Origin of the sequence: Pedobacter sp. (genome assembly GCF_045628745.1) — a bacterium.
In the GTDB taxonomy this organism is placed as follows: Bacteria; Bacteroidota; Bacteroidia; order Sphingobacteriales; family Sphingobacteriaceae; genus Pedobacter.
Genome location: NZ_JAZQPU010000372.1, coordinates 1 through 11,876 on the forward strand (window position 1 = coordinate 1; position 11,876 = coordinate 11,876).

Consider the following 11,876-nt stretch of genomic DNA (forward strand, 5'->3'; position numbering starts at 1 on the left):
TGATTATGTAGCCGACTATGGTTTCGCTTTGTTGCCAAGGGTGTCTGCCTTATTTAAGTTGAGTGAGAAGTGGAATTCCAGAATTGGCGGAGGCCTGGGTTATAAAACCCCTACCCTTTTTACGGAGGATAGTGAACGGATCCAATACCAAAACGTGCTTCCCATTTCTGCCGCTACCAATAAGCTGGAAAGGAGCTATGGCTTAAACTGGGATATCAATTACCGCACTGCCTTATTCAATGACCAGGTTGCCTTTAGCATTAACCACCTCTTTTTCTATACTTTCCTGAATAATCCTTTAATGATGGAGCAGCAGGCATACAGCTTTATGTTCATCAATTCGCCCGGCCACATGGACAGCAGGGGCATGGAAACAAATGTAAAGCTTACCTATCAGGATTTTAAACTTTTTGTAGGCTACAGCTTAACGGATGCACAAATTCATGTTGGAAAGCATTTACGGGAAAACCCTTTAACAGCTAAACACAGGCTGAACAATGTACTGATGTACGAAGTTGAAGATCAATGGAAACTTGGAGCCGAGGCTTATTATTATGGCAAGCAAACATTGAATGATGGTGCCAAAGGAAAAGCTTACTGGATCTTTGGTTTTATGGCGGAGAAACTTTGGGAGCGGTTTTCGCTGTACATCAACTTCGAGAATTTCACCGATACCCGACAGACCCGTTTTGACAAAATATATACGGGAAGTATTTCAAATCCGGTTTTCCGTGATATCTATGCTCCCCTGGATGGTTTTGTTGTCAATGGTGGTTTAAAGATCAGGCTCTAGCGTTTTAGTCAGGATACCTCTATTGGTATGCTGACTAAATTTATTGAATAAATTAGATTTAGTTAGTATACTTTCATAGGTATGCTGACTGAAATTATTGATTTAAATTATGTATTTAAGCTCAATAACAAGTAAAAATAAAACACATAAAATTGTACTTTTACCCAAAACACCTGCCTCATGAAAATTACACATACTGAAATTTACCGCTTCAGCATTCCTATGGAGCCTTTTGTTATTGCCACCGGCACCATGCATTTTGCCCAGAATGTTTTCATCAGGGTATTTACAGATAGTGGTATTTATGGTGTGGGTGAGTGTTCTGCTTTCCCTATGATTGTTGGTGAAAGCCAGGAAACCTGTATCGCCATGGCAAAAGATTTCGCCAAAATATGGATTGGTAAAGATCCCCTGGATATTCCTGAAAGGATGAACGACCTTTTAGGCTATGCTGCCCATAACAGCACCATCAAAAGTGCTTTCGACATGGCGCTATTTGACATTGCTGCAAAAAATGCAGGTCTGCCCCTCTACAAGTTTTTAGGTGGCAAAAAGCGGATCATTGAAACCGACATGACCATTGGCATTGATACGCCTGAAGAGATGGCTAAAACTGCAGTGAGATATCAGCAGCAAGGCTGCAATATCCTGAAAATTAAGTTAGGAAAAAAGGTAAGCGACGATATAGAAAGGGTTGCACAAATTAGAAAGGCTGTTGGTGAGCGCACGGTAATCCGCCTGGATGCCAACCAGGGCTGGTCTTTTGATGAGGCTCTTTTTGCTTTAGCCGCACTGGAAAAGTATAATATTGAGTTTTGTGAGCAACCGATGCGCACCTGGTATGATGATTACCTGCCTGAGTTAAGCCTCAATTCTCCTATCCTGATTATGGCTGATGAAAGTTGCTATAACCACCATGATGCCCGTAAGTTAATCAATAACAAGGCTTGTGAATTCCTGAACATTAAATTCTCCAAATCTGGCGGCATTTTAGAAGCACAGAAAATACATGAAGAAGCCTTAAAAACAGGTGTTAAATGCATGATTGGAAGTATGCTGGAAAGTAGAATTGCGCTAAGTGCAAATTTACATTTTGCACTCGCCAGTCCTAATGTAATCTATTTTGACCTTGATACTTGTTTACTTGGGCATTTGGTAGACCCTGTTATTGGAGGGTTAACGTATGAAGGATATTTACTGGAGGTGCCTGATACAATAGGTATAGGTGCAGATGCGGATGAAGGGTTTTTGGAGCGTTGTGATAAATGGGTGGTATAAATTAAAATAACAGCGGAAGGATCATTGGTTTTACTTAAAAATTCTTCTATCAAAAGGAAAGTTCTCTATTCTCACTATTTTAATTCCTTTAAATTCGGAATGATTAGGATTGATTAAAAAATTATAATCCCCTTGAGTCACTGCAGAAGGGATTTGTAATACACAGTATTTATTGTCAGTAATAAATTTGTCACCAATAACCTGAGTAGTCGTAGGGTGTGGAAATGTATTCCAATCAGCAGCTAAATCTCCTGAATTTAATTTTTGCAGCGAGATGTTGTCTGGGATATAAATTGTCACCATCATATAATCGTTTGGTAAAGTGGCTAAACTAAAATGTACAGCAACTTCTGCCATAGCTAATGACCGATTAGATGCGGTATAAATAAGCTCAACACCAACTGAGTTCCATCTGGCTCCTTTAAGCGCTGCCCCCTTACCCGATAAAGAAGAGGCAAATGCTTGTTTAGACAACCTAAAGGCTTCCATTAAACTAAAATTCCGTAATTAATTCTAGTTAATTCATTTAAAACTAATTCCTTCCCATATGAATCTTTCAATAATTCTATTGGTTTTAAATTACCCAACGAAAAGTTCGGTATTTCTAGCCAAAGTTTAAATTTCTCCATTTCCCCGAATACGTCAAGTCCCACCTTTGTAACTTCAAACATTTCAATTATTTTTTCTGATTGAATGGATTTAAAACTCTTTGACGTTTTCTTATACCTATGAAGTGACTTTGTAGAAACATCTAAAAAGTCCGCCCAATTATCTTCTGTAAAAGGGGTGAAATGTTGAATAAGATTAAAAAGTGAATATGGCACACCTTCTCTTATTACAAAAATCATCAACATCTTATTAGATAAAAAGTCTGTATACGTAAGTTGTTTTTTTGTTGATCCTGAAATAAATGTATTCTTAAAGCTTGCACGCTTGACGATATCAGATATCTCTTTATCGAGCCTATTGGTAATATGTGTAGGTTCTGTTGCCATGATTTAATTGCCTTAGACACTTGTCTATCAATTTAAGACAAAATTCTGAATAATCAAATCATTATATAGCTATTGACTTTATTATGTTTTTATGCCAAATAGCAAAAGTGCATATTATTCACCCGTACTTACTTCAACTTCAGCGCCTCAAAAGCAGTACTGTCGCCATTAAAGGCATTAAAATCTACCACATGGTTAATGCCACTGATGCGTGCTTTGTCTGAATGCTGCCAAAAAGCCCAGGGTCTATCTTTCATATTTAACTTAGACTGATGGTAATGCGCTATCCATAGCGGGTATTCCTCAAAATAGCCATGTAGAAAATCATTGTAAAAGCTGAGGCCTGAGTAAATGATGGGCTTTACCCCAATTTTGCGTTCGACATGCAACAAAAAAGCAGTTAACTCTTTACGCATTGTTCTTGCCGATACACCATTTAACTGTTCAATATCTACTATAGGTGGTAAATCGCCTTTTTCAAACTGTACCGTTTGGAGAAAAAACCGGGCTTGCCACTCGCCAGACTTCTGAGGCCTAAAAAAATGATAGGCACTGCAAACAATACCTGTTTTTGCGGCCTCCCGCCAATTGCGCTGAAAATAAGGATCTACCAACATCACCCCTTCAGTAGCCTTGATCATGGCAAATTTAATGCGCACGCTATCTTCCTGCATCACTTTCACCTGCTGCCAGTCTATTTTTCCCTGATACGAAGAAACATCAATCCCATGGATGCCATAATTTTTGGGTATTTTGATATTAAAGCTGCTGTAAGTGCGGTAATTAGGATCTTCGCCCCAATCTTTTACCCACCTGATGGTGGAGGTAAACATCCGCAATACATAGGCATAATAAAGGGGCGATAAAAGAATCAGCAACACGAAAGCTATAGTCAGCTTCCAATGTATGGCCATGCCTTTATGAGGCTTCTTTTTCGTGACCCTCTTTTTTACCGGTTTCTTAAAGGCAAGGGTAGTTTGACGAGCACCTGGAATGGCCGTTTTGCGGGGAGTGGATGGTTTTTTAGGAGTTGGCGGCACGTTTCAGGTAGTTCAATTTGAAAAAGAGGACAAGCTTCTAGAGAGAAATCACATTGGCAAAATCATTGTGATTTAAAAAATATTGCCCATGCACTACACATGGGCAATTTTCTTATTTGCTTAATTCAGCGAAATATTTATGGAATAAAGGCAAAGTTTCTATGCCTTTATAGTAATTGAAAATATCGTATTTTTCATTTGGTGAATGCAAGGCATCACTGTCAAGGCCGAAACCTAACAATACTGATTTAATACCTAATACATCTTCAAATAAAGCAACAATTGGAATACTACCACCACCCCTTGTTGGGATTGGCGTTTTACCAAATGAATCTACAATCGCTTTTTCTGCAGCACGGTAAGCAATGCTATCAGTTGGTGTTACCACAGGCTCACCACCGTGATGTGCTTTTACTGTTACCTTTACATAGTCTGGCGCAATGCTTTCAAAATGTTTAGCAAAAATAGCGGCAATTTCATCAGAACTTTGGTTAGGCACTAAACGCATAGATATTTTAGCATTTGCTTTTGAAGGCAATACTGTTTTTGCACCTTCACCAATATAACCACTCCAGATTCCGTTAACCTCTAAAGTTGGACGGGTACCTGTTCTTTCCAAAGTAGAATAGCCTTTTTCACCCCATTCTGCATTGATGTCAAGGTCTTTTTTATAATCTTCCAGGTCGAAAGGAGCAGAATTTAAGGCTTTCTTTTCCTCATCTGTCAGTTCTACAACTTTATCGTAAAATTCTGGAATTGTGATATGGTTATTTTCATCATGCAAAGAAGCAATCATTTTACATAAAATAGTAGCCGGATTAGCAACTGCACCACCATAAACACCAGAGTGTAAATCGCGGTTTGGACCTACTACTTCTACTTCCATATAGGCAAGACCACGTAAGCCAGTTTCAATAGATGGGTGCTCCATGCTGATCATTGAAGTGTCAGAAATCAATACTACATCTGCTTTTAAGCGTTCTGCATTGGCCTTAACGAAAATACCAAGGTTTGCAGAACCTACTTCTTCTTCACCTTCAATCATGAATTTTACGTTACAGGCTAAAGTACCTGTTTCCATCATCAGCTCAAATGCTTTAACGTGCATATAAAACTGTCCTTTATCATCACAAGCACCTCGGGCATAGATTTTTCCATCACGTACGGTAGGCTCAAAAGGTGGTGTGTCCCAAAGCTCCAAAGGATCTGCAGGCTGCACATCATAATGACCATAAATTAAAACTGTTGGCAATTGATCGTTAATAATTTTCTCTCCATAAACAATAGGATAGCCGGCAGTCTGACAAATTTCTACATTTTCAGCACCTGCATCTTTAAGTTTCTGGGCAACAAAGTCAGCCGTTTTCAATACATCCCCTTTATATTTTGGATCTGCACTCACCGATGGAAAACGTAACAATTCAAACAGTTCATCTAAAAAACGCTGTTTATGTGTTTCTACATATTTTTTGATCTCTTGCATAACAATATTATTTGACGCAAATATAGCCTTTTTGATGCTTTTCATATTAACTACTTATTCGTATCTTTGTTGCTGTAAACGTCAGGCTTGACGTTCTGGCATAGAAATAGCATCAATGACCACTGTTATTGGCCAACCGTAACACAATAGTTTTACAGAAACTTATATTATTACAGCGTGGTTGATAACTTCGCATTTTAACATATTGAACTCATTTTGGATTATTTAGCAGGATTAAACCCACAGCAACGTGCAGCAGTAGAAAATACCGAAGGCCCCGCCATGATTGTGGCTGGTGCAGGATCGGGAAAAACAAGGGTAATTACTTACCGCGTTGCGCATTTAATTGAAAAAGGTGTAGATCCTTTTAACATCTTGGTATTGACCTTTACCAACAAAGCTTCTAAAGATATGCGCGAGCGGATCATGAAGGTAGTAGGTAATGAAGCAAAAAACATTTGGATGGGTACCTTCCACTCTGTTTTTGCTAAAATATTACGCGTAGAAGCTGAGAAAATTGGCTATCCTTCTAACTTCACCATCTATGATACCGATGATAGCAAAAGCTTAATCAGGGCTATTTTGAGGGAGATGCAATTGGATGATAAATTATACAATGCAAATTTTGTTTACAACAGGATTTCATCCGCTAAAAACAACCTGATCTCGCATACCGAATACCTTAATAATGCAGAAATACAGGCTGAAGACAGCAGCAATAAACGCCCATTAACAGGGGTCATCTATGAAACCTATACCAAGCGTTGTTTTAAAGCAGGTGCCATGGATTTCGATGATCTATTGTTCAAAACCAATGTACTTTTAAAAAACCATACAGACGTACTTAATAAATACCAGCAAAAGTTTAAATACCTGATGGTGGATGAGTACCAGGATACTAACTTTTCTCAATATACCATTGTGAAGAAACTTGCCGCCGCCAACTTCAACCTTTGTGTAGTAGGTGATGATGCGCAAAGTATTTACGGTTTCAGGGGTGCTAATATCCAGAACATCCTCAACTTTGAGAAAGATTACCCTGAATTGCAGGTCTATAAATTAGAGCAGAACTACCGCTCTACTCAAAATATTGTTGAAGTTGCCAATAGCATTATTGCCAACAACAAGAATCAGTTAGAAAAGAATGTTTTTTCTGCCAATGAAACTGGCGACAGGATCAAGGTGCAACGTGCTTTTACTGATAATGAAGAAGGTAAATTGGTAGCTGAGGGCATTGTGCAAGACCGTACCGCTAATGGTTTGGATTTCCACGACTTTGCTATTTTATACCGCACCAATGCACAGTCACGTGCCATGGAGGAAGCTTTAAGAAAACTTAATGTTCCTTATAAAATATATGGTGGCCTATCTTTCTATCAACGCAAGGAGATTAAAGATTTAATTGCTTATTTCCGCTTAACCTTTAATCCTAGCGATGAAGAAGCGATCAAAAGAGTGATCAACTACCCAAAAAGAGGGTTAGGTGATACCACAGTTGATAAAATCATTGTGGCTGCCGACAAGCATGACATTACCATGTGGCAGGTGATTTGCAATCCTTCTCAATATATTGAAGGCCGCATTGCCAACCAACTGAATGATTTTGCCATGATGATACAGAGTTTCGCCGCGGAAGCCAAAAAGCTTGACGCATATGAAACAGCTTTATTTATTGCCCAACATTCTGGCATTTTAAAAGAACTACATACTGATGATAGCATAGAAGGCAGGAGCCGCTATGAAAACATACAGGAATTATTAAACGGGATTAAAGAATTTGCCGAAAGGGAAGATATTGAAGACCGTAGCCTGGCCATTTTCATGCAGGATATTGCCTTGTTAACTAATGACGACAGGCAGGATGATAAGGACCGTGATACGGTTTCGTTAATGACCATCCACTCTGCAAAAGGACTGGAATTTAAGAATGTATATGTGGTGGGCTTAGAAGAAAACCTTTTCCCCTCACAGATGTCTTTAAATTCAAGAACGGATCTGGAAGAAGAACGCCGCTTGTTTTATGTGGCTATTACCAGGGCAGAGAAAAAACTGACCCTCACCTATTCCACTTCAAGGTATCGCTGGGGTACATTAACCAGTTGTGAACCTAGTCGCTTCATCAATGAAATTAATGCAAAATACTTAGAGCTGGAGGTGGTTAAGCCCGCTAAAAGCACCTTAGGTGAAAACAGCTTTGATGATGAGAGACGCACCTGGACACAACAGCGCGAATCTTTCAGTAAACCCAAGCCGCTGGCTACCAGCTCCATGCCTAAAACAACAAGCATGTTGCCTAAAGCCCATGTGCCCACTGCAGGTTTTAAACCCGATGCAGCTAACTTGTTTCAAACTGGCATGGAAGTAGAACATGAAAAGTTTGGATTCGGAAAAATTGTTAACCTTGAGGGTAACATGCCTGACATCAAAGCGACGGTTTTTTTCCAGGGTTTAGGAAATAAACAATTATTACTAAAATTTGCTAAATTGCAAATTGTTAGATAAATTAAATCTTACAAAACACACACATAGGCCGTTGATCAATTTCTGAGTCGATTTGCCAATAGAATAAATAAACATGAATTTCGATTACAATACAACACGTAACGAGTTGATCTTAGCGGAGTATGGTCGCAATGTGCAGAACATGGTGAAATATATCTGCGAACTTCCGGATTTAAAGGAACGTAACAGGTATGCACAAGCGGTTATAGACCTCATGGGCTTCCTGAATCCTCACTTACGGGATGTGGCAGATTTTAAACATAAACTTTGGGATCACCTGCACATCATTTCAGGCTATAAAATTGATGTCGACAGCCCCTACCCTAAACCCACGCCTGAGCAAGCTGCCGCCAAACCAAAACATATTGGCTATCCGCAGCAAAGAATAAGGTTTAAACATTATGGTAAAACCGTAGAAACTTTAATCGAAAGAGCAAAAAATACAGAAGAGCCTGAACGTAGAGCCGCCATGGTACAAGGCATTGCTAACTTCATGAAAATGGCTTATGTAACCTGGAACAAAGATAACGTAGCGGATGAGACGATATTAAAGAACCTTGCAGAATTATCAAATGGCGAATTGCAACTGGAGGAAAACATCAACTTAAATAAAGTTGAATTTAAACCAGTCATCAACAGGCCTGCTAATAATAACCGCGGTAGAAACAGCAATACCAATAACAACGGAAAAGGAAGGGTAAATAACAACAATAACAACCGACCTCCACGCAGCAACAACAATGGCAAACCCAGACATTAATTAATTACCATCATAAAGAGAGATATATAAACATGAACGCATTTGAAATAATTGGTGGTAAGAAACTAAAAGGAGAAATACAACCTCAGGGCGCCAAAAACGAAGCCTTACAAATATTATCAGCTGTATTGCTGACTGAAGAAAAGCTGACCATCAGCAATATTCCCGATATTAAGGATGTCAATAAATTAATTGAATTATTAGGTGACCTTGGCGTAACTGTAGAACGTTTGTCGAAAGACACTTATACATTTGAAGCCAAAAATATTAACCTTGACCATTTTACTTCCGACGCTTTTAAGGCTAAAGGTGGTGGTTTAAGAGGTTCCATTATGATTGTTGGCCCATTATTGGCCCGCTTTGGTAAAGCCGCTATCCCTAAACCCGGTGGCGATAAAATTGGAAGAAGAAGATTAGATACTCACTTTTTAGGCTTTGAAAAGTTAGGTGCTAAATTTGTATACGATAGCAAGAAGGAATTTTTTAACGTTGATGCCACTGATTTAAAAGGTGCTTATGTGTTATTAGATGAGGCTTCTGTTACAGGAACAGCAAATATTGTGATGACGGCCGTAATGGCAAAAGGTATCACTACCATTTACAATGCTGCTTGTGAGCCTTATTTACAGCAATTATGTAAAATGTTAAACAGAATGGGTGCTAAAATTTCCGGCATCGGTTCTAATTTATTAACCATTGAAGGGGTAACTAAATTAGGTGGTACAGAGCACAGAATGTTACCTGACATGATTGAAATTGGTTCTTTTATTGGCCTTGCTGCCATGACAGAGTCTGAAATCACCATTAAGAATGTTTGTTACCAGGAGCTTGGGGTAATACCTGAGGTCTTCAAAAAACTAGGTATACAGTTTGAATTGAGAGGTGATGATATTTTTATTCCTTCACAAAAGAACTATGTCATTGAATCTTTCATTGATGGCTCCATGCTGACCATTGCAGATTCTCCATGGCCAGGCTTTACGCCCGACTTATTGAGCATTGTGCTCGTTGTTGCTACACAAGCTAAAGGTTCAGTATTGATTCACCAGAAGATGTTTGAAAGCCGTTTGTTCTTCGTAGACAAACTGATTGACATGGGTGCACAGATTATTCTTTGCGATCCACACAGAGCTACGGTAAACGGAATCAACAAAGCTTATAAACTAAGAGGTATCAGCATGACTTCTCCGGATATTCGTGCGGGAGTTTCTTTGTTAATTGCTGCCTTATCTGCTGAAGGAACATCCACCATTTATAACATTGAACAAATTGAACGTGGTTACCAGGATATCGATATCCGCTTACGTGCCTTAGGTGCACAAATTAAGCGTGTAGAAGGTACAGGTCCAAGTCATTAATAAATATAAAAAGGTGCTGCTTTAAAATTTAAAGCAGCACCTTTTTTAATTATAAGACATTGTTTAAAGCATAAAAAAATACTTTAGATAGAGTATAAAAGCTTTATAAAACTTTTAAAACAACTTATATAAGCGTAAAAATCTTGTTAAAGTTTTAAATACTAGGTTAAATAGAGCGCAAAACCATTGTTAAAACATAAAAAACAACTTTAAAGAAAGCTCTAAAATCTAAAAAACTTCAAGTAATCAAAGCTTTTTTAAAGCCTAAAAACAATTTTTAACAAAGCGTAACCCCTTTATTAAAGCACAAAAAACAACTTAAAACAAAGCACAAAACCTTAAAAATAAACCTATTATTTAGCACATAAAAAAAGCCCCAAATTGGGGCTTTTTTTATGCTTTACGAAAGCGTATTAGTTATTCGAAATAGCGTTGATGATATCATATTGAGTAATGATGTCAATTTTACCATTGATAGCTTCAATTAAAACAGCACTGTTGTCTTTATTAATCAAAGCAGAAATTCTATCGATAGAAGTATTCATATCTACAAAAGGGAAAGTAACGGTCATGATTTCCTGTACCTGTGCAGATCTTAAAGAAGGATTATCCATTAAAGCCCTTAAAATATCACCTTCTTCCAATTTCCCTACAACCATTCCTTTTTGTGTAACCGGAATCTGAGAAATATTTAAAGCGTTCATATTATTGATAGCTTCAATAATTGTTTTCTCACAATCAATGGTCACGATATCTTGTTGTTCTTTTTTAGCAAGAATATCACCTGCAGTTAATTTGCCATCTTCTAAAAAGCCACGCTCTCTTAACCAGTCTTCGTTATACATTTTACCCATATAACGACTACCATGGTCATGGAAAATACAAACAACCACATCTGTAGGTTTCAATTTATCTTTAAGCTGCAATAAACCTGCAACCACAGAACCAGAAGAGTTACCTGCAAAAATACCTTCTTTTCTGGCAATCTCTCTTGTCATCAAAGCAGCATCTTTATCCGTTACTTTTTCAAACAAATCGATCACGTCAAAATCAACATTCTGCGGCAAGAAATCTTCACCAATACCTTCAGTGATGTAAGGATAGATTTCATCCTTATCAAGGACACCTGTTTCTTTATATTTTTTGAATACCGAGCCATAAGTATCTATACCCCACACCTGTATAGCAGGATTTTTTTCTTTTAAATATTTACCAATACCAGAAGCAGTACCGCCAGTACCCACACCTACAACAAGGTGAGTAATTTTACCTTCCGTTTGTTCCCAAAGTTCAGGTCCTGTTTGCTCATAGTGTGCCTGTGTATTCGATAAATTATCATACTGGTTAGGTTTCCATGAATTGGGAACCTCACGCTCCAGACGGGATGATACTGAGTAATAAGAACGGGGATCTTCAGGTTCTACGTTAGTAGGGCAAACGATAACCTCTGCACCAAAAGCACGTAAAGCATCAAATTTCTCTTTAGATTGTTTGTCGGTCGAGGTAAAAATACATTTGTATCCTTTAATGATAGCAGCCATGGCCAGTCCCATACCGGTATTACCGGATGTTCCTTCAATGATGGTTCCACCTGGTTTAAGTTTACCGCTTTTTTCGGCATCTTCAATCATTTTAACCGCCATGCGGTCTTTAATTGAATTACCCGG

General features: G+C 38.3%; 10 protein-coding genes. 5 read left to right on the forward strand and 5 right to left on the reverse strand.

Going from position 1 to position 11,876, the window contains the following annotated elements:
• The coding region (locus ACR2F7_RS13455) for a TonB-dependent receptor plug domain-containing protein (protein ID WP_432714071.1) at positions 1 to 793 on the forward strand (793 nt) is incomplete at its 5' end.
• 180 nt (positions 794 to 973) lie between these two features.
• Complete coding sequence (locus ACR2F7_RS13460; RefSeq protein WP_432714072.1) at positions 974 to 2,071, forward strand: mandelate racemase/muconate lactonizing enzyme family protein; 1,098 nt, start codon at positions 974 to 976, stop codon at positions 2,069 to 2,071.
• A gap of 30 nt (positions 2,072 to 2,101) precedes the next feature.
• Here the strand turns inward: ACR2F7_RS13460 and ACR2F7_RS13465 are convergent, their stop codons facing one another.
• The 4 genes from ACR2F7_RS13465 to ACR2F7_RS13480 form a co-directional block, all read right to left on the reverse strand.
• A complete protein-coding gene (locus tag ACR2F7_RS13465) occupies positions 2,102 to 2,560 on the reverse strand; it encodes an RES family NAD+ phosphorylase (protein ID WP_432714073.1) in 459 nt (152 codons plus the stop codon).
• On the reverse strand, positions 2,560 to 3,066 hold the full coding sequence (gene parS / locus ACR2F7_RS13470) for a type II RES/Xre toxin-antitoxin system antitoxin (protein WP_432714074.1): 507 nt from the start codon (positions 3,064 to 3,066) through the stop codon (positions 2,560 to 2,562). Before parS ends, ACR2F7_RS13465 begins: the two co-directional genes overlap by 1 nt.
• A gap of 128 nt (positions 3,067 to 3,194) precedes the next feature.
• Complete coding sequence (locus tag ACR2F7_RS13475; protein WP_432714075.1) at positions 3,195 to 4,106, reverse strand: glycoside hydrolase family 25 protein; 912 nt, start codon at positions 4,104 to 4,106, stop codon at positions 3,195 to 3,197.
• A 112-nt stretch (positions 4,107 to 4,218) separates the two neighbouring features.
• Entirely contained in the window at positions 4,219 to 5,589 is a 1,371-nt protein-coding gene (locus tag ACR2F7_RS13480; protein WP_432714076.1) for a dipeptidase, read from the reverse strand.
• 216 nt (positions 5,590 to 5,805) lie between these two features.
• Here ACR2F7_RS13480 and ACR2F7_RS13485 point away from each other — a divergent pair, with 216 nt between their 5' ends.
• From ACR2F7_RS13485 to murA, 3 genes are all read left to right on the forward strand, one after another.
• Positions 5,806 to 8,091, forward strand: a complete 2,286-nt coding sequence (locus ACR2F7_RS13485) for an ATP-dependent helicase (protein ID WP_432714077.1) — start codon at positions 5,806 to 5,808, stop codon at positions 8,089 to 8,091.
• A gap of 73 nt (positions 8,092 to 8,164) precedes the next feature.
• Positions 8,165 to 8,851: a DUF4290 domain-containing protein gene (locus ACR2F7_RS13490; RefSeq protein WP_432714078.1), complete on the forward strand. Its 687-nt coding sequence runs from the start codon at positions 8,165 to 8,167 to the stop codon at positions 8,849 to 8,851.
• Between the two features lie 32 nt (positions 8,852 to 8,883).
• A complete protein-coding gene (gene murA / locus ACR2F7_RS13495) occupies positions 8,884 to 10,209 on the forward strand; it encodes a UDP-N-acetylglucosamine 1-carboxyvinyltransferase (protein ID WP_432714079.1) in 1,326 nt (441 codons plus the stop codon).
• Positions 10,210 to 10,622: 413 nt separating this feature from the next.
• Here murA and ACR2F7_RS13500 read toward each other — a convergent pair.
• Positions 10,623 to 11,876, reverse strand: a 1,254-nt coding sequence (locus ACR2F7_RS13500; protein WP_432714080.1) for a pyridoxal-phosphate dependent enzyme, incomplete at its 5' end; no start/stop codon positions are given.

What these genes read in the sequence shown, in the direction of transcription:
- ACR2F7_RS13460 (WP_432714072.1), top strand. Translation starts at nt 974, where the DNA reads ATGAAAATTACACATACTGAAATTTACCGCTTCAGCATTCCTATGGAG.
- parS (WP_432714074.1), bottom strand. Translation starts at nt 3,066, where the DNA reads ATGGCAACAGAACCTACACATATTACCAATAGGCTCGATAAAGAGATA.
- ACR2F7_RS13465 (WP_432714073.1), bottom strand. Translation starts at nt 2,560, where the DNA reads ATGGAAGCCTTTAGGTTGTCTAAACAAGCATTTGCCTCTTCTTTATCG.
- ACR2F7_RS13490 (WP_432714078.1), top strand. Translation starts at nt 8,165, where the DNA reads ATGAATTTCGATTACAATACAACACGTAACGAGTTGATCTTAGCGGAG.
- murA (WP_432714079.1), top strand. Translation starts at nt 8,884, where the DNA reads ATGAACGCATTTGAAATAATTGGTGGTAAGAAACTAAAAGGAGAAATA.
- ACR2F7_RS13480 (WP_432714076.1), bottom strand. Translation starts at nt 5,589, where the DNA reads ATGCAAGAGATCAAAAAATATGTAGAAACACATAAACAGCGTTTTTTA.